An 18,328-nucleotide genomic window follows, 5' to 3' on the forward strand; every position below is an offset into this window, starting at 1 on the left:
GCTCCGCGACAACTCCGACCCACGTCATCGGGAGCACCCCCGCCATCATTGTTCGATTGAGGCGGTGCTAAGGCCTGACCTCGTAGTCCATCTTGGAAGGATCTGGGCCTTCTGCAGGACCTATTAGTTGCTCGATTTGGGATCGGAACCGCTCAACCAGACTACGCCTCATATTGAAACGATGGAAGTCTCCGGGCGAGGTGTGGTGCTGGAGCACCGACTCGTAGCCTGCGGACGCCTCGATGTCGTACCTTGAAGGAAACTGTAGCCAGGTGGCCTGGAACTCATCGGACAGCATCCAGTTCAAGTAGAGTCTCGCTGCTGCCTTGTTCTTGGCTTGGGTGGGGATTCCTGCTCCTTGGAACCAGGTCAAGAAGAAGTCCTGCGTTGGAAGCACAAAGCGGGCGGGGCATTCAGGAAGCGGCTCAAAGGCCCAGAAGGTGGTGAAGCTCGCTGCATACCATCCGTTGTTGATGGCCACATAGGGCATGGCCGTACCTCGAACCCAAGTGGGTTTGGTCTCGACCAGTCGCTGCAGATACTCCCAGCCGTACTCCTGCTGGAGGTGCCAGAACTGGTAGAGCACGGCATCATCGCTGTGGGGGTAAGTCAGGATTACGCGCCCAGCCAAAGAAGGGTCCAAGTAATCCATCGCATCTCGAGGAGCGCGACTCTCGCTCACCAAGTCGGAGTTGAAGAAATTGCTGAAGGTGACGCCGTAAAGGCTGACCCACTGCCCGTGGGGGTCTTTGTGGTCCGGGTACACCTTGTCCCAGTTCTTCGGTTTGTACGCCTCTAGCAAACCGTGTTGAGCGTAGTAATCCAGATTATACTGCGTCTGGAGTTGGATGACATCGGGCACGTCCGACTCGCCGCCAGCCTCCCGCGCATTGTCGTACCGCGGTGCGTGATAGATGCTGAGCTCTACACTGTGGGTTACGTCGAGTCCTGGAAACCTCGCCTTGAACCTGTCCAGGTAGTAGTCGATCTGATCAGGCTTGTCGCCGCCAGCGCGGAGGACGAACTCGGCGCCCTCCTCCAAAGCGAGTTCGTACAGGTCTTCTAGGGACCGGGTTTCGATGCTGGGCGTTCTGCGATTACTCATGCTCTGAGGCTCCACCTTTGGCTGGGTGAGCGAAGGCGTGAGCCTCAGCGATGAGCGTTTTGACGGCCTCGAGCTCGTCTCGATCTCTCGGCCCATAGACCATGACCACATTCTCAGGCACGATCCCGCGAGCCGCGAGCGGGTGCTGTTCGGCCCATCCCTTTTCGATGGCTAGCTGCATGACATCTAGGGGCAAGTTCAAGTGCAGGCTACCGTCCCTTGGAGGGTGCAGGTGGCAGAACTCGCGATCGATCATGAAGGCGTTGGGCGGTCCCGCCTCGCAAGCTTCCTGCAGCCACATCGCGCGAGCACCAGGAACCGAGATTTTGGACGCGACCTCTCGCACACACGAGAGGCTGAACATGAACTCCGCTGTTTCCCGCTGTAGCGCCTCCGGAGCGTTCTGCTCTAGTTGTGTATGGGGATTCGTTGGGGTAGTTCGGGGGCGGGAGCCGCGACGTTCTGGCAGCTCATCGGGTGTCAGGCGCATTGGTGTTTCTCCTGCTGTCGCTAGTTGAGGCCCACCAGAGTGAAGGGCTTGTGCAGACCTGAGTTCATTTGAGCCTCCTAGTTACTCATTGTCAAGTAGGTACGATGTGATAACCTACTTACAATATGAGTAAGAAAGCCATCCGCCACGAGGGTCTGTGTCCCATCGAGCGCGTCTTGAGCGTCTTCGCCGGCAAATGGAAACCCGCCATCCTCTTCGCCTTGGAGGCTGAAGGGACGCTGCGTTTCAACGAGCTGAGGCGTCAGATACCGGGCGTCAGTCAGCGGATGCTCACGCAGCAGCTGCGCGAGCTCGAGAGAGACGGTCTTGTGTCACGCGAGCAGTTCCTGGAGATTCCTCCTCGCGTGGAGTACAAGCTGACATCGCTCGGCCAGAGCCTGAGCCCGGTGGAAGCGGCGATCGACGCCTGGGGTCAAGCGCATATGCCGCGGATTGAAAAGGCGCGGCAGCAATACGACGACCTACAGCAGGAGCGTTCAGCCGGGGGCAAGGCCCGGTAATAAGAAAGTTCTCACCTCGGGCCAAGTCGACGGCAGATCGAATAGAGATCGACTCGGGGTGCTGTTTCCGCTCCAGAAGAGCTCAGGCCTCTGCCTGCGACCTAGCGGCCTCGGCGGGGCAGGCCTCGATGCGTGCGGGAACGTGCTTGTGCCAAGGAGTTCCGACGAAGGGATCCCGATGGTCGGCACTGGTCAGCTCATTGGTCGGCACGCCGGCCATTCCGCCGGGCTCGAAGGCGAGGCCGAAACCGTTGGGCAACGAGACGTGACCGGCCCGCATCGTGTCAGTCACGTCGACGTCCACGATCACCGACCCGCGTCGGGTCGACAATCGCACGCGATCTCCGGTCTCGACTCCGTGGGACGACGCGTCGGCAGGGGAAATGCGCAACTCGGCTCCTCGCGGCCGTACCGTCGGATCGCGGAGAATAGTGTTGGTCGTCGAGGACCTCCGCTCGCCGGCGGACAGCACCAAGGGATAGTCCGGGTCGGGGGCGGGCGCCCCGTCGGCCAGCGCGGTGACGGAGTCGAAGAGCTCCGGCAGGGCCAATTGGAAGCGTCCTCCGGGAGTCCGGACTCGGTCCCAGGTCTCGTCGTACTCGGACTCGGAGAAGACGATGCCTCTCCCGGACAGAACGTCGTCGAAGAGTCGCTCGGCAGCCCGCAGCGCGAATCCCGTGTAGCCAGCCCGGGCCGCACTGGAACGTTCCGCGCGCAGGTAGGCGTGGCACACCGGCCATAATGCGGCCGCCTCGCGGGTGCCGGCGGGAAGACAGGGTCCGAGAGCGCGGTAGAGGAGAACCGGGAGGAAGCCAAACCAGTCCGGCCGCTTTCGCAGGAGCAGGGCCAGCGCAGCGGCGAGAGCCGGACGGCCGAGCCTCGCCGCGATTCTCAGGGGTCGAAGGTGGCGATCGGTGATGCCTGCCAGTCTCTCGACCAGGCGGCTGTGGATCTCGGCTTCCGGAAGGGTTCCCGGCGCGGGGTCGAATAGGGCGCGGCGCAGGTGGAAGGTGTTGCGGGGAAACTCGATGTTGAAGAAGGTGCACTCCGCTTTCTCGAACTGGCTGGCCGCCGGCAGAACGTAGTCCGCGCAGCGTGCGGTCTCGGTCATCGCGACGTCGAGGACCACGGAAAACTCCAGGGCGGCCATCGCCTCCCGCATCCGCGGACTGTCCGCGATGGAATGCACCGGATTCCCGCTCTGGATGATCATGGCGCGGAAACGCTCGGGGTGGTCCGCGAGGATTTCCTCGGCCATGACGTTACAAGGGATCAGGCCGATCACGATCTTCGACCCGGTGACAGGACTGACGCGCTGGCGTCGACGGCGCTCCGCGGACTTACCGGCCACGTTCCCCTTGCTGGCCGCGGAGAGTGAGAGGAAGGGAACGAACGCGTTGTTTGACCCTTGCTTTCCGAAGTGTCCGGTGAGCATCCACACCAGCCGGTGGAGGTAGCTCGCGAGGGTGGAATGCTGGTTCATCTGCAACCCGAGGTCTTCGAAGGTGGCGACGCTTTGGGCGGCCGCGATGCGCCGCGCCGTCCGTCGCAGGAGCTCTTCGGGGACGTTGCAGATCGCGGCGTAGGCGGGGACGTCGATGTCCGCAAAGAGGGGAGCGACGCGATCGAAGCCGTCGGCGTGCGCCGCGACCCAGTCGTGCGCGACCAGATCCTCCTGAACCAGGATGGCTACGAGCGCTGCCAGACACCAGGCATCGGTGCCGGGCTCGAGTTGGAGATGGATATCTGCGCGGGCCGCCGTCTCCGAGCGCCTCGGATCGACGACGATCAGAGTGCGGTTCGGATCCTTCTTGAACGCGTTGATCACCGCACGAGCGCGAGCGAATCCGTGCGAGTGCCAAGGGTTCTTGCCGAGGAAGAGCCCCACTTCGGCGTGCTCGAAGTCACCGTGCACACCGGCCCCGAGCATCTTGCCGTTCACCCAGAACTCACCGGACTTCTCCTGAGCGAGGGCGTTGGAGCGATAACGGACGCCGAGCGCCTTGAGGGTAGACTCGCAGTAGGTACCTCCCAAGTGGTTCCCCTGGCCGCCGCCGCCGTAGAAGAGGATCTTCTCACCGCCGTGCCGTTCCCGGATGCTCGCCAGACGGTCGGCGACCTCGCGGATCGCCGTATCCCAGCTGACCGGCTCGAAGGACCCGTCCGGCCGGCGCCGGAGTGGGGTGGTGATCCGATCCGCGGCCGACTGGTAGGCAGTGATCCGCCGCGCCTTTTCGCACACATATCCCTGGGAACCCGGGTGATCAGGGTCTCCACGCACCTCGGTGATCGCTCGGCCCTCCGTCCGAACCTCGAGTCCGCAGTTGAGGGAGCAGAAGATGCAGGCGGTCTTTTGCCAGCCCTGGGCATTGGCCGCGGAAGTCGGTTCTGTGCTCATGGGCTCTCCAGTGGGGCGGTCTCTTTTCCGACCGCGATCAGGTTCTCGAGGAATCGGGCCACGGTGGCGAGTTCATCGTCGGTAAAGCCGCTCGCGATGCGGGCGTTGGCGTGATCGAGCAGACGCCGGCCGCGCTCGGCCTTCGCGACGCCGGCGTCCGTCAGCTCGAGCGGTGCCTTGCGACGGTCGTTCGGGTCGACAACCCGCCGGGCGACGCCTTTGCGGACGAGTTGTTTGGCGAGTCGGCTGACCACCGCGTGGTCGACGTGGAGCGCGTCCGCGAGGGCCTGGATGCCGAGTCCCGGTCGGGAGGAAAGCGCCCACAGAGCGGTGAGCTCGAGGGTCGTCAGGCTGACGGCGGCACGGGTCTCGCGCTCCATGCGGCTTCTCAGGGCGTGATGAGCGCGATGAATCAGTAGGAAGAAGCGGGGTCGGGACATTTACGTGATATATCACGAAAATGTCCCTCCTGGAAGGCGCACAGGCAAGTTTTGGACCGTGTTCCCGGCCGCTGACCGTGGTCCTGTGACGCCTCAGCCAGCCGCCCAGGCGGAGCCTCAGGGTATTCGTCTGACATGGCCGTTCTCCGGTAGCCACCCGCTGCCCGCGAGTCCCTGTTCGACGACCAGCGCGACACCCTGCAATTTCAAGACGCCAACACCTCCGGCCGGCGGGCGCGGCATCCCGGGATCGAACGCTGAAAGGGCGAGCGACTCAGGTCACTTGGCGGCGCCGCCGAACGGCCCGATAAAGGGGCCAACCGACGACCGCCAGCAGCCCTCCCGCTGCAATCAGGATGACCTGCTCATTGGGCGCCGGTAGCGCCGTCGCGGAGGTCACCGCGCGCAGCAGCAGGCTGACCCCGAGCACGCAGGCCACCGCCACCACCAGGGCGAGGACGAGATTGCTGACGGGACCGTTGAGGCCTCGCTCGCCCATCAGGCGACGATCGTTGACGGCGAGGAGCAGGAAGATCGCCACCAGCGGCAGGAGAACCCCGTTGAGGGCCTGGGCGACGAGGATGACCGGCACCGGCCGAATGCCCGACAGACCGAAGAGCAGCCCGACCGCCAGCACCCCACCCCAGACGGCGCGAAAGCGCCCACCGCGCTCCTGCCAGCCCTCACCACCGAAGGCACCGCGGGCGGTGATCGCCGCCGCCAGCGGTGCGGTGACGGCGGATGACAGACCGGCAGCGAAGAGCCCCCAGGCGAAGAGCGATCGGGCGCCGCGACCGAGGCGGTCTTGGAGGACGTCGGCCACGGCGGCGAAAGACAGGTGCCCCTCGACGGCGGCGCCGGCCACCAACACCGCCATCGAGATCAGGCCTCCCAGACCCACTGCCACGGCGAGGCCGAAGCGCAGCTCGCCGAGGGATTGACCGCGCGCCAGACCGGAACCGAGAAAGAGGTTGTAGGGCACCACGGTGGTGCCGATGAGGCCGAGCACCAGCAGCCCCGATCCAGCCGGCAGGCGGGGCAGCAGCGCCCCCCGCGCCAGCTCGCCGAGGGGCGGCTCGAGACGGATCGCCGCCACCAGGAAGGCGACTCCCATCACCGCCACCAGCAGACTGAGACTGCGCGCCGTCGCCCGCGGCGAGCCGGCGAGCAGCAGCAGCGCCGCCACCGCGCCGGTCGCCAAGGTCCACAGCTCACGCGAGCCCGGCAGGGCGAGAATCACGCCGGAGACTCCGCCCAGGATGTTGCCGGCCTCGTAGGCGGCACAGCCGATCACCACCCCGCCGATCATCAGCAGAACCATCCAGCGACCGCCAGCCCAGTCGCGCAGCGCCGAGGCCAGGTCGCGACCGGAGACCACCGTCAGGCGAGCGCTCGCCTCCTGCAGCACGAAAGTGGTGACGGTCGAGAACAGCAGCGCCCAGAGCAGTGCGTATCGATGGCCGGCACCGGCCGCCGCGGCGGTCGCCACGGTACCCGGACCGATGAAGGCGGCAGCGATGGCAGACCACAGCAGCACCGACAGCAAACGCTTCACGAGGGCTCCCCCCAACCGCCGCCACCCGGCGTTTCGAGAATCAGCCGATCCCCCGGTTGCAGGCGGCGCCCGTCGACGGAGGCCAGCTCTTCCACCTCGCCATCGCGCCGCACCACCCGCTGGCGGCCGCGCGCGCCGGCCTCGCCACCGGCGACGCCGAAGGGCGCCTCGACGCGGTGCTGGGTCAATACCGAGAGCTCGACCGACTCCAAGAAAGTCATCTCCCGCACGATGCCGTCTCCTCCCGCAAAGCGACCCGCGCCGCCCGAACCGCGGCGCACCTCGAAGCGTTCGAGACGCACCGGATAGCGATGCTCGAGGATCTCCGGGTCGGTGATCCGAGTGTTGGTCATGTGGCTGTGAACGGCGTCCGCGCCAGCGAAGCCGGGCCCGGCACCGACCCCACCACCCACCGTTTCGTAGTAGCCGAAGCTGTCGTTGCCGAACAGCACGTTGTTCATCGTGCCCTGACTGCAGGCGGCCAATCCGAAGGCTTCGAGGAGCGTATCGACCACCCGCTGGCTGGTCTCGACGTTGCCGCCCACCACCGCCGGATCGCGCGCCGGATCCTCCCCGAAGGGCGGATCGAGCAGGCCCGGCGGGACTCGCAGGTCGACCGCCGCCATCAGCCCCTCGTTGAGCGGCACGGGCTCGTCCACCAGCAGCCGCAGCACATAGAGCAGAGCGCTCCGCACGACCCCGGGAGGAGCGTTGAGATTGCCCGGATGAACCCGTGCGGTGCCGGCGAAGTCAACCTCCAGCCGATCGCCCCGCTGGGCCACGGCGACGGCGATCGGGCTGCCGTCGTCGAGACGCTGCAGGCCGCGGGACGGGTGGCGCGGCCGCGCTCGAAGCACCGAGCGCAGCAACCCGGAAGCTCTTTGCGCCAAGGCGGTCATGTTGCGTCGCACCGCCTCGGCACCGTGCTGATCGAGCAAGGCGAGCAGCGCTTCGACACCGCGCTGGTTGGCGGCCAGGGCGGCATCGAGGTCGGCGACGTTCTCTTCCGGCGAGCGCGACGGGAACGGCGCCTCGAGCAGTCGGCGACGCAACTCGTCCCAGCGCGGCTCTCCCTCGGCGACCAGCCGAAAGGGAGGCAGCACGACACCCTCCTCGATCAAAACGCGAGCATCCGGCGGCATCGAGCCGGGCCGCTTGCCGCCGATCTCGGCATGGTGCGCCCGATTGGCGACGTAGGCGATCGCCTGGCCTTCGAAGAACACCGGGCTCACCACCGTCACGTCCGGCAGGTGCGAGCCGCCCCAGCCCGGGTGGTTGGTGACCACCGCATCGCCGGGCCGAAAGGTCACCGCCTGGCGCAGGCGGCGCACGCACAGTCCGAGAGCCCCGAGATGGACCGGTATGTGCGGCGCGTTGACTACCAATCGGCCGTCGCCGTCGAGCACGGCGCAGGAGAAGTCGAGGCGCTCGCGCACGTTGGTGGAGACGGCGGTGCGCTGCAGCATCTCCCCCATCTCGGCCGCCACGGCGGCGAAGCGATGGGTGAACAGCTCGAGCTCGATGGGGTGGCTCGTCATCCTTCCTCCCGACTCAAGATCAGGGCGCCGCTGGCGTCGGCGCGACAGCTCCAGCCGACCGCGACCACCGTGGTGCTGTGCTCCTCGACCACCAGCGCCGGCCCGGAAATAACGTGCTCGCCGGCGAGGGCCCGGCGTTCCCACACCGGCGATTCCAGCCAGCGCCCGGCACCGGCCTCGCCAAAAAGGGCCGACCGCCGGCCCACCGGGTTGCCGTCGGCGATCGCCACCTGGCGCTGCCCAGGGCCGCGACCCGTCGCCGGAGGCTGGCTGGCGATCACCCGCAATTCGACGACCTCGAGAGGTCGATTCTCGGGATGGTAGCCGTAGCGACCGCGGTAGGCCGCCAGGAATGCGTTGGCGAGGAGCTCACCGGTGCCCGCGAAGGGCACGGCGAGGGTCGACTCCTGGCCGGCGAAGCGCAGGGTCGCGACCCGCTGGCGGATCTCGACATCACCAGCCTCGAGGGCTCCCTCGGCGGCCGCGGAGCTGGCGGCCACCACCGCCTGCCGGGCCTCGGCGGTGAGCTCGTCGAAGAAGGCCGGCAGGTTCGCTCCGCATTCGTCCAGCCTGGCGAGGAGCTGGCGGGAAGCAAACCGTTCGATGCGCGCCGCCTCCAGCCCGAGAGCGCTCAGCAACCCGGCATCGCGCGGCATCACCACCCGCGATATGCCGAGAAGCCCGGCCACCGAACAGGCGTGCTGGCCGCCAGCGCCACCGAAAGCCACCAACGCGAAATCCGCCGGATCACTACCCAGCCGCACCGAGATGCGACGAATCGCCTCGGCCATGCGCTCATCGGCGATGGCGAGCAGGCCGAGCAACAGGTCATCCTCGGAAGGGGTCGACCCGAGGCCTGCGGCGACCTCCGACAGCAGACGATCGCAGGCCTGACGGGCGGCCGCCGGATCGACCGGAATTCCGAAGCGATCCGGATCGAGTCGGCCGAGCAGCAGGTTGACGTCAGTCACCGTCAGCGGACCGCCGGCGCCGTAGCAGGCCGGCCCCGGCCGGGCGCCGGCGCTTTCCGGCCCCACCACCAAGGCGACGCCATCGAAGCGACAGATCGAGCCACCGCCGGCGGCCACCGTCTCGATGGCCAGCGCCGGCGCCGCCAGCCGAGCCTCGCCGACACGCTGCTCGAAGCGGTACTCGAGCTCGCCATCGCAGCGCGCCACGTCGGTGCTGGTGCCCCCCATGTCGAAGGAGATGATGCGCTCGAAGCCTGCCAGGCGACCGGACCGCAGGGCGCCGACGACGCCCCCCGCCGGTCCCGACAGCAGGCTGTCCTTGGGGCGGTAGTCACGACGCGGCACCAGGCCGCCGGCGCTGGTCATGACCTCGAGTCGGCTGGCGGCCCCGAGGGCCTGCGCCACGCGGTCGAGGTAATCATCGATCACCGGCGCCAGGTAGGCGTCGACCACCGCCGTCTCGGCGCGCCTCAGCCAGCCGATGCGGGGCGTCAGATCCGCCGAGGCAGAAACGTGGCGCAGCCCTGCCTTGCGCAACAGCTCGGCAACGCGATCCTCGCCGTCTGGAAAGCGATCGCTGTGCAGCAGCGCCACCGCCGCCGATTCGAAGCCGGCGGCGATCAAGACGGCGACGTCCCGCCGCACCTGCTCCTCGTCGAGGGGTACCAGAATCTCGCCGGCGGCCGAGCAGCGCGCCGACACCGCCACCGCGGTCTCGTAGAGGGGCTCCGCCTTGCGCACCTCGAGGGCGAAGAGCTCCGGCCGTTGCTGGTCGCCGATGGTGAGCAGATCGGTGAAGCCGACGGTGACGAAGAATGCAGTGCGCGCCCCCCGACGCTCGAGCAAGGCGTTAGTGCCGCGGGTCGTCGCCAGGCGCAGGTTCATCGCCGGCAGGGGCTCGTCGCGAGGCGTACCGGTCACCCAGCGCGCGGCGAGCAGCGGCGCTTCCTCGTCACTGCTCAGCTCGACGGCCGACGCCGCGCCGATCAGGTCACCGGGCGGCGCAGGGAGGTCGCCGTCGAGGTCGAGCCAACCGCTGGCGGCGGCGTGACGGCGCACCCTCGCGCCGCCCTCGGCCCCCAGCCAGCGCAGCTCGAAGCCGCGTAGGAAATCGTCCGGCAGGGTCCGGGAGAAGGGCGCCAGGCGAACCCGGCGCGCTCCCTCGGCGGCTACGACGGTGGCACGCAGGGCGCTCGAGCTGAGCACCTTGGCGCGCCACCGCTCACCCTGCGGCGATTCCGCCAGGCAGTCCGTGAAGGTCCCGCCGGTGTCGATCCAGAGACGCCACAGCCGCGGCGTCCCCTCCTCAGGCACAGGCCATCAACGCCCCTTGAAGGCCACTCGGTAGAGCACCGCAGCGGCGAGGCCGCCGATCGCTGGACCGACCAGGTAGACCCAGAAGTCGGCGAAGTTGCCGGTCGCCAGCGCCGGACCGAGGGTGCGCGCCGGATTGAGGCTGGCACCGGTCAACGGTCCGCCCATCAGGATGCAGAAGGTCAGCGTCAGGCCGATGGCGATGCCGGCCTGGTTGCCCGCCTTGCCGCTGATGCCGGCGTTGAAAACGGCGTTGACCAGGAAAAAGGTGAGCAGCGCCTCGATCACCACGCCCATCACCGGCGTCACCTGGATGGTGGCATCGCCGACCTCCAGGGACTGCGCCAAGGTGGTGGCGCCGAGACCGGTCTCGGTGCCACCCAGGCAGTAGGCGAGGGTGAAGCCGGCGACGGCGCCGCCGGCGAGCTGGACCACGATATAGCTGATCGCCTTGCCGGCATCGATCGCGCCACCGGCCCACAGACCGAGGGTGACGGCGGGGTTGATGTGGGTGCCGGATAGATGGCCATAGGCATAGGCGAAGCCCAGCACCACCAGACCGTGGGCCAGGGCCACGCCCACCAGCCCGCCGATGCCGAGGGCGCCGGCGCCGGCGCCGATGAAGACCAGGGCGAAGGTGCCCACGAACTCTGCGACCAATGCCGTCGAAAGACTTGGTTTCATGCGCAGTCTCCTCTAGCGGACCGGTGGCGACGAGACCAGCGCGGTCCGCGAAATCGATCAATCGAAGGATGCGCTGATTATAGCGACGCCGGGGCCTCCGGCGGCGGCCCGACGACCTGATTGCGGCCCGACCCCTTGGCTTCGTAGAGGCGCTCGTCGGCAAGGGCCAGGACCTGACGCAAGGACGATCCCTCGCGCGGAAAGCAGGCCGCCCCGACGCTGACCGTCATCGGAGCCGAGCGACCACCCCAGAGCGGCACCGGCGACTCGGCGACGGTGCGGCGGATGGCCTCCATGCGCTCGATGGCGCGGGCCGGCGCGAGGCCGACGACGATCACCGAGAATTCCTCACCGCCGTAGCGGGCGACGACGTCCGAGGAGCGGAAGGAAGCTCGCAGCACCGAGCCGATGACGCGCAAGGCCTCGTCGCCGGCGCTGTGGCCATAGGTGTCGTTGAAGCTCTTGAAGTGATCGATGTCGATCATCGCGCAGAGGGCCGATTCGCGACGGTGCTCGATGCGCGCCGCGTCCTCTTCGAGGCGCTCGTCGAAATAGCGCCGACTCATCACGCCGGTGAGGAGATCGCGAGAAGACAGACTGCGCAGCTCTCGACCGCGCACTACCAGGGTGGCCGCCAGCAGAGTCGCCGCCAGCAGCAAGACCACCCGCGCCGCCTCGTCGACCCAGGCGTTGAGGGCGGTGGGGGCCTCCGGCACCAGGCCCTGCACCCAGTGCTCGACCACCACGTACTGCAGCGCCGCCGCGAAACCGGTGACGACACAGACCCGCACATCGAAGCGCAGAGTGGTGGCGAAAATCGCCAGGAAATAAATCAGGAAGACGACCTCGCGACCGGGTCCCGCAGGACCCTGGCCGAAGAGCGCCGAAGCCAGCAGAGCGGCGCTCACCAGGGTGACGTCGAGGAGACTGCTGGCGAAACCCAGCCAAGGCAGCTGGCCGTAACGCCGCAGGACGCGGTAGACGATCAGGGTCTGGACGAAGAGCACCCCGACGAGCAGGAATCCCGCCTGCACCGACGGGCGCTGCGGGTCGAGCACCAGCCCCATGGCTGGGATGATCAGGACGAAGAGACCGAGAACCGCCCGAACCTGGGCCACCAACAGCTCGCCGGAAGCACCGGCATGGCGAAAGGCGGGGTCGGGCTTGACCCAAAGCTGACCGAGAACCAGCCCCAAACGCCCTCCCCGGCGAGCTCGAGCCCTGCTAGCTCCGGCACGGCTAGCTCCGGCACTGGCGGCTTCCAATTCGCTCCCCTCCGGCCGTGATGACGGCGTCAGCGACGAACCTACAAATTGGCATGTGGCAAGAAATCGAAGGGATCGCGTCCAGCCATCCCACGACGGTGCTCGGTGGCCGCCAAATCCTGCCCCACGCCAGGATGATCGCCCAAGGCTACCATCGCCGGCCGCAGGGCTCCCTGGGACGGCTTCGGACCCGCGATGTCCACAGGGCGCCTTGACGGCAGCGGAGGATTCGCCGCGTCCGCCTTCATCCCCTCGTAACGTACTGTTGGTCATGAACCCCGATACAGGGAGGAATGGGGTTTCGGCTGGTCGTCGTCAGGCTTCCCGGACCTCGACCGACGGACACTAGAATGACTGCCATGGTAGAGACGTCGACCAACCGCTCGCAGCCACCCCTGGCGGCCTTCCATCCCGCCGTCGAGCAGTGGTTCGGCCGCGCCTTCGAAGCCCCAACGGCGGCCCAGAACCTGGCCTGGCAAGCCATCCAGCAAGGGAACCACACCCTGATCGCGGCGCCCACCGGCTCCGGCAAGACCCTCGCCGCCTTCCTCTGCGCCCTCGACGAGCTGGTGCGCGAGGGGCAACAGGGCTCGCTACCGGACGAAACCCGGGTGGTTTACGTTTCCCCCCTCAAGGCGCTCTCGAACGACATCGAGCGCAACCTCGAGATCCCCCTCCGCGGCATCGCCGAGGCCCTCACGGAGCTCGGCGCGGCGCCGGTCGAGATCCGCCGGGCGGTGCGCACCGGCGACACGCCGCAGCGCGAGCGCAGCCAGGTTTTCCGCCGACCGCCGCAGGTGCTCGTCACCACTCCCGAGTCGCTCTACATCTTGCTCACCAGCAAGAGCGGCCGGCGCCTCCTCGCCCCCTGCCGCACGGTGATCGTCGACGAGATCCACGCCGTCGCCGGCGACAAGCGCGGCAGCCACCTCGCCCTCTCCCTCGAGCGACTGCGCAAGCTGGTCGCCGACCACGGCGGTCACCTGCGCCGCATCGGCCTGTCGGCGACCCAGAACCCGATTTCCGAAGTGGCCCACTTCCTGGTCCCCGGCGAAGAGCCCTGCACGGTGGTCGACACCGGCCACTCGCGAACCCTCGACCTCGCCCTCGAGGTTCCCGACTCACCCCTCGAAGCGGTGCTCTCGAACGAGGTCTGGGAGGAGATCTACGATCACCTGGCGGAGCAGATCACCGCCCACACCACCACTCTGGTGTTCGTCAACACCCGACGCCTGGCGGAGCGGGTGGCGCGGCACCTCGCCGAACGCCTCGGCAACGACGCCATCACCTCGCACCACGGTAGCCTGGCGAAGGAGAAACGCCTCGACGCCGAGCAACGGCTGAAGGCCGGCACGTTGCAAGGGCTGGTCGCCACCGCCTCTCTCGAGATGGGCATCGACGTCGGCAGCATCGACCTGGTCTGCCAGATCGGCTCGCCGCGCTCCATCGCCACCCTGCTGCAGCGCGTCGGCCGCTCCGGCCATCACCTCGCCGCCACCCCCAAGGGACGCATTTACCCGCTCACCCGCGACGAGCTGGTCGAGTGCACCGCCCTCCTCGATGCCGTCGAACGCGGCGAGCTCGATCGCCTGATCTGGCCGGTCGAGCCGATCGACGTCCTGGCGCAACAAATGGTTGCCGCCGTCGCTTGTGAAGACTGGCGGGAAGACGACCTCTACGCCCTGGTGCGCTCGAGCTGGCCTTACCGCAACTTGCCTCGGACGCGCTTCGATGCCGTCGTCGCGATGCTCGCCGACGGCTTCAGCACCGCCATCGGACGGCGCGGCGCCTACCTCCATCGCGACGCCGTCGAGGGTCGCCTGCGAGCCCGCCGCGGCGCCCGCCTCACCGCCCTGACCTCCGGTGGTGCGATCCCCGACACCGCCGATTTCGATGTCGTCCTCGAGCCCGAGGGCGCCACCGTCGGCAGCGTCGACGAGGACTTCGCCGTCGAAAGCCTGCCCGGTGACGTCTTCCAGCTCGGCAACTCGTCCTGGCGCATCCTGCGCATCGAGCAAGGCCGGGTGCGAGTCGAAGACGCGCGCGGCGAGCCGCCCAGCATTCCCTTCTGGTTCGGCGAGATGCCGGGCCGCACGAACGAGCTGTCGGCCGCCGTCTCACGGCTGCGGGTCAGCATCGCCCAGGACATCGGCGACGGCTCCGCCGAAGGGCGGGCGTGCGCCGCCGCCAACCTCGCCGAGCGCCTGCCCCTGCCGCCGGCGGCGGCCACCCAGCTAATCGACTACATCGCCGCCGCCCACCGCGCCCTGGGCACCGTGCCGAGCCAGCAAAACTTGGTGCTGGAGCGCTTCTTCGACGGCGCCGGGGATCTCCACCTGGTGCTCCACTCGCCCTTCGGCAGCCGCATCAACCGCGCCTGGGGGCTGGCGCTGCGCAAGCGCTTCTGCCGCAAGTTCAATTTCGAGCTGCAGGCCGCCGCCAGCGACAACGCCATCCTGCTGTCCCTCGGCCCGTCGCACTCCTTCCCCCTCGCCGAAGTCTTTCGCTACCTCAGCTCCGGGAGTGTCCGCGACCTCCTGATCCAGGCCCTCCTCGACGCCCCGATGTTCGGCGTTCGCTGGCGCTGGAACGCCTCCCGGGCCCTCGCCCTGCCGCGCTTCCGCGGCGGCCGCCGGGTGCCGCCGCCGCTGCAGCGGCAGGCCGCCGAGGACCTCGTCGCCGTGGTCTTTCCGGATCAGCTCGCCTGCCTCGAGACCATCTCCGGCGACCGCGAGGTGCCGGACCATCCCTTGGTCGAGGAGACCCTTCAGGACTGTCTTCAGGACGCCATGGATCTACAAGGCCTCGAGGCCGTCCTCGAAGCGCTCGAAAGCGGCCGTCTGACCACCGTCGCCAAGGACCTCACGGAGCCCTCGCCCTGGGCTCACGAGATTCTCAACGCCATGCCCTATGCCTTCCTCGACGACGCGCCCCTCGAAGAGCGACGCAGCCGAGCGGTGATCACCCGCCGCTGGGCCGATCCCGAGTCGGCCGAAGATTTCGGCATTCTCGACCGCGAGGCCATCGAGCGGGTGCGCTCCGAGGCGCGACCCGACGCCCGCGACGGCGAGGAGCTGCACGACGCCCTGATGATCTATGGCTACCTGCCGCCCCTCGCCGGCCTCGCAGAAGGCTGGCTGCAAAGCCTCGGCCACGCCGGCCGGGCGGCATGCCTCACCACCAGCGGGGGGACCGAGATCTGGATCGCCGCCGAACGCCTCGACCAGGCCGAGGCGGCCTTCGAGATCGCCGACCTGGCGCCCCCAATCGATTTTCCGGAGCGACTCGAGCGGCGCCCTTGGACCGCCGAAGACGCCCAGGTCGAGCTGCTGCGCGGCCGCCTCGAAGCCCTCGGGCCGGTCACCGTCGCCGACCTCGCCGCCGAGTCCGGCCTGCCGGAAGCCGCCGTCGCCGCGGCCCTCGGCCGCCTCGAGAACGAAGGCTTCGTGCTCCGCGGGGCCTTCACCGGGAGCGAAGAGGAGTGGTGCGAGCGCCGCCTGCTGGCGCGTATCCACCGCTACACCCTCGGCCGTCTGCGGCGCGAGATCGAGCCCGTCGACCGGCGTACCCTGGGGAGGTATCTGGTCGAATGGCACGGCCTGCAGGAAGTCGACCGCGGCTCCGGCCTCGACGCCCTGGCGGCGGTCCTCGAGCAGCTCGAGGGCTTCGCCGCCCCGGCGGCGGCCTGGGAGTCGGACCTCTTGCCGGCCCGGGTCGCCGACTATCAGCCGGCGTGGCTCGACCAGCTCTGCCTCTCCGGCCGCTACCTCTGGTGCCGACCGATCGCTCCATCGACGCTGCGGCGCGCCGCCCCTCTGCGCACCACACCCATCACGCTGCTGCGCCGGGAGAACCTCGCCGACCTCGCGGCCATCGAAGCACCCGATCCGGCGACCCTGGCGGCGGCACCGCGAGCCGTCTTCGAGGTCTTGGCGGAGAGCGGTGCCTGCTTCTTCTCGGACCTGGTCCTGAAAACCGGCCTGCTCGCCACCCACACCGAGGAAGCCCTCGCCGAGCTCGCCGCCCGCGGTCTGGTCACCTCGGACAGCTTCGCCGGCCTGCGGGCCCTCCTGGTGCCGCCATCGAAGCGACCGACACCCCAGTGGCGCGGCGGCCGCAGCCGCGGTCCCCGCTCGCCGGTTCAAAGCTCCCTCGAGAGCGCCGGGCGCTGGTCCCTACTGACGGCGCCGCCGGCGCGCGAGCCGGCGGAGACCGTCGCCGGCACCCTGTTGCGCCGCTATGGCGTCGTCTTTCGCGCTCTCCTCGGTCGCGAAGAGCGCACCGTGCCCTGGCGCGAGCTGCTCTACTGCCTGCGCCGCTGGGAAGCCCGCGGCGAGATTCGCGGCGGGCGTTTCGTCAGCGGATTCTCGGGGGAGCAGTTCGCCCTGCCGGAGGCCGTGGCGGCGTTGCGGCGAGCTCGCCGCAACCCACAAGGGCGCCTCTCCCTGAGCGCCGCCGACCCCCTCAACCTGGCCGGCATCATCACTCCGGGAGCGCGCCTGCCGGCCCTCACCGGCAACCGCCTGCTGCTCGAAGACGGCCTGCCGCAGGCCTTCTTCGAAAGCGGCACGACCCGCTTCCTCGGCGATGCCCCCAGCGACCCGGTGGAGCGCAGCCAAGCCGAGCGCCTGCTGCGGCGCCTACCGGTGCCCTCCTCCTGGACCACCCTGACGGGCCCCCCGACCGGCCAGCCGTCATGAGTCGAACCACCTCGGCGCCACCACCGCGTCCCGGCGCGGTCGAGGAGTACTTCGCCAGCCGGATGTTTCGCTGGCTCGCCCCACCGGTCCCCCGTCGCGGCCTGCCGGATCCCCCCGAGGGGCTCGCCCCCTGGCGCCATCTCAGCCTCGAGCGGCGCCGCGGCGGCAGCCTGTCGGCGACCTGGTACCCGCCAGTGGGAACCTTCCGCGGCGTCGTGCTGATGGTGCCGCCCTGGCTCGAATGGGGACGTTCCTACTTCCACCGCCGGGGACGGATTCAGGCCCTGCGGGGCGCCGGCTACAGCGTCCTGGCCATGGACCTCTCCGGCTTCGGTGGCAGCAAGCGGCACCACTCGCTCTACGACCGCGACGTCGAAGACGGCCTGCGCGCCGTTCGACAGCTGGTGACGCAGGGCCCTCTCCACGTCTGGGGCGTCAGCTCCGGCGGCTACTGGTCCCACGCCGCCCTCTCCCGCACCCACGCCGCCAGCGGCGCCTTCTTCGAGGACGTCTCGCCCCATCTGATCGAGTGGTCCGAGCGCATGGTGGCGCGAGGCAAGCCCTTCTACCGCTTCTTCCGGTCGGCCCTGCGACGGTCCTACGGCTTCCTCGACATTCGCCGCCACGCCCCCCACCTCGGGGTCGGCGCCGTCGCCTACGTCGGTGGCCAGCGCGACCGCGGGATTCCGCCCCAGGACACCCAATCCCTCGCCGAAGCGGCCGACGGCGAGCACCTGCTAGTGCCGCAAGCCGGCCACCTGGCGGCGATCAAGCTCGCCAACCAGGAAATCCTCGACCTAGCCCTAGCCACCTTCGCCCGCGCCGAGAAGGGTAAGGACTAGCCAGCCGCCCGCACGACATGTGCGTGCGGCCCGGACCGCGCGGCCGAGGGGGTCTAGAACAGACCCCTGACTCAAGATTCAAAGAGATTAGCGGAGCGAAAGCGGTCACAAATCGACCGAGCCCTCCGAGAGGAGGGCGAGCAAGCCGGAGGCTTGTCCTCGGGGCCGCCCTGGACTGGGGTGAGGCCTAGCCGGCCGCACCGCACGACACGTGCGTGCGGCCCGGGCCGCGCAGGCGAGCGGGTCTGGAACAGACCCCAAAGATCAACATCCGACAGAGATCAGCGGAGCGAGAGCGGTCACAAATCGACCGAGCCCTCCGAGAGGAGGGCGAGCAAGCCGAAGGCTTGTCCTTGGGGGTGAGAGCCAACGACATGTGCGTTGGCTCGAGGGGGTCTGGAACAGACCCCAAAGATCAAAAGCTTCTATCGCATTACGACGCAGTAGCAACCGAGGCACAGACCTCACCGAAATTGCAGAAGTGTTTGGAGTATTTGAAGGATAA

The 18,328-nt window shown here is 68.5% G+C and carries 11 protein-coding genes; 3 read left to right on the top strand and 8 right to left on the bottom strand.

The features are described 5' to 3' along the window. Positions 1–67: 67 nt before the first annotated feature. Positions 68–1,105 carry an ABC transporter substrate-binding protein gene (locus AAF604_21620; GenBank protein ID MEM7052281.1) on the bottom strand — a complete coding sequence of 346 codons (1,038 nt, stop codon included), beginning with the start codon at positions 1,103–1,105 and terminating at the stop codon, positions 68–70. 615 nt (positions 1,106–1,720) lie between these two features. On the opposite strand from AAF604_21620, the gene AAF604_21625 reads away from it, so the two are divergent. Then, complete coding sequence (locus tag AAF604_21625; protein MEM7052282.1) at positions 1,721–2,116, top strand: helix-turn-helix domain-containing protein; 396 nt, start codon at positions 1,721–1,723, stop codon at positions 2,114–2,116. Positions 2,117–2,198: 82 nt separating this feature from the next. Here AAF604_21625 and AAF604_21630 read toward each other — a convergent pair whose 3' ends face one another. From AAF604_21630 to AAF604_21660, 7 genes are all read right to left on the bottom strand, one after another. Next, a complete protein-coding gene (locus AAF604_21630) occupies positions 2,199–4,514 on the bottom strand; it encodes a molybdopterin-dependent oxidoreductase (GenBank protein ID MEM7052283.1) in 2,316 nt (771 codons plus the stop codon). Further along, positions 4,511–4,954 (bottom strand): MarR family transcriptional regulator, encoded by a 444-nt coding sequence (locus AAF604_21635; GenBank protein MEM7052284.1) that lies wholly within the window; start codon positions 4,952–4,954, stop codon positions 4,511–4,513. The genes AAF604_21630 and AAF604_21635 overlap by 4 nt, the downstream gene beginning before the upstream one ends. A 274-nt stretch (positions 4,955–5,228) precedes the next feature. Further along, entirely contained in the window at positions 5,229–6,509 is a 1,281-nt protein-coding gene (locus tag AAF604_21640) for an Nramp family divalent metal transporter (protein MEM7052285.1), read from the bottom strand. After that, entirely contained in the window at positions 6,506–8,047 is a 1,542-nt protein-coding gene (locus AAF604_21645; GenBank protein MEM7052286.1) for a hydantoinase B/oxoprolinase family protein, read from the bottom strand. The genes AAF604_21640 and AAF604_21645 overlap by 4 nt, the downstream gene beginning before the upstream one ends. Continuing rightward, the gene (locus AAF604_21650; protein MEM7052287.1) at positions 8,044–10,332 is read right to left on the bottom strand and encodes a hydantoinase/oxoprolinase family protein; all 2,289 of its coding nucleotides are present in this window, start codon (positions 10,330–10,332) and stop codon (positions 8,044–8,046) included. Before AAF604_21650 ends, AAF604_21645 begins: the two co-directional genes overlap by 4 nt. Before the next feature lie 6 nt (positions 10,333–10,338). Further along, a complete protein-coding gene (locus tag AAF604_21655; protein ID MEM7052288.1) occupies positions 10,339–11,016 on the bottom strand; it encodes an aquaporin in 678 nt (225 codons plus the stop codon). 77 nt (positions 11,017–11,093) lie between these two features. Continuing rightward, on the bottom strand, positions 11,094–12,212 hold the full coding sequence (locus tag AAF604_21660) for a GGDEF domain-containing protein (protein MEM7052289.1): 1,119 nt from the start codon (positions 12,210–12,212) through the stop codon (positions 11,094–11,096). 419 nt (positions 12,213–12,631) lie between these two features. Between AAF604_21660 and AAF604_21665 the strand changes: the two genes are divergently transcribed. Together AAF604_21665 and AAF604_21670 are read left to right on the top strand one after the other, a co-directional pair. Continuing rightward, on the top strand, positions 12,632–16,981 hold the full coding sequence (locus AAF604_21665; protein MEM7052290.1) for a DEAD/DEAH box helicase: 4,350 nt from the start codon (positions 12,632–12,634) through the stop codon (positions 16,979–16,981). Continuing rightward, positions 16,978–17,823, top strand: coding sequence for an alpha/beta fold hydrolase (locus AAF604_21670; protein ID MEM7052291.1), 846 nt, complete (start codon positions 16,978–16,980; stop codon positions 17,821–17,823). The genes AAF604_21665 and AAF604_21670 overlap by 4 nt, the downstream gene beginning before the upstream one ends. Positions 17,824–18,328 lie beyond the last annotated feature (505 nt).

The sequence above is a fragment of the Acidobacteriota bacterium genome (assembly GCA_039028635.1).
Classification (GTDB): domain Bacteria; phylum Acidobacteriota; class Thermoanaerobaculia; order Multivoradales; family JBCCEF01; genus JBCCEF01.

Bases quoted from the DNA above. Each gene is read 5' to 3' on its own strand.
- AAF604_21620 (MEM7052281.1), bottom strand. From the start codon at position 1,105: ATGAGTAATCGCAGAACGCCCAGCATCGAAACCCGGTCCCTAGAAGAC.
- AAF604_21625 (MEM7052282.1), top strand. From the start codon at position 1,721: ATGAGTAAGAAAGCCATCCGCCACGAGGGTCTGTGTCCCATCGAGCGC.
- AAF604_21630 (MEM7052283.1), bottom strand. From the start codon at position 4,514: ATGAGCACAGAACCGACTTCCGCGGCCAATGCCCAGGGCTGGCAAAAG.
- AAF604_21635 (MEM7052284.1), bottom strand. From the start codon at position 4,954: ATGTCCCGACCCCGCTTCTTCCTACTGATTCATCGCGCTCATCACGCC.
- AAF604_21645 (MEM7052286.1), bottom strand. From the start codon at position 8,047: ATGACGAGCCACCCCATCGAGCTCGAGCTGTTCACCCATCGCTTCGCC.
- AAF604_21655 (MEM7052288.1), bottom strand. From the start codon at position 11,016: ATGAAACCAAGTCTTTCGACGGCATTGGTCGCAGAGTTCGTGGGCACC.
- AAF604_21665 (MEM7052290.1), top strand. From the start codon at position 12,632: ATGACTGCCATGGTAGAGACGTCGACCAACCGCTCGCAGCCACCCCTG.
- AAF604_21670 (MEM7052291.1), top strand. From the start codon at position 16,978: ATGAGTCGAACCACCTCGGCGCCACCACCGCGTCCCGGCGCGGTCGAG.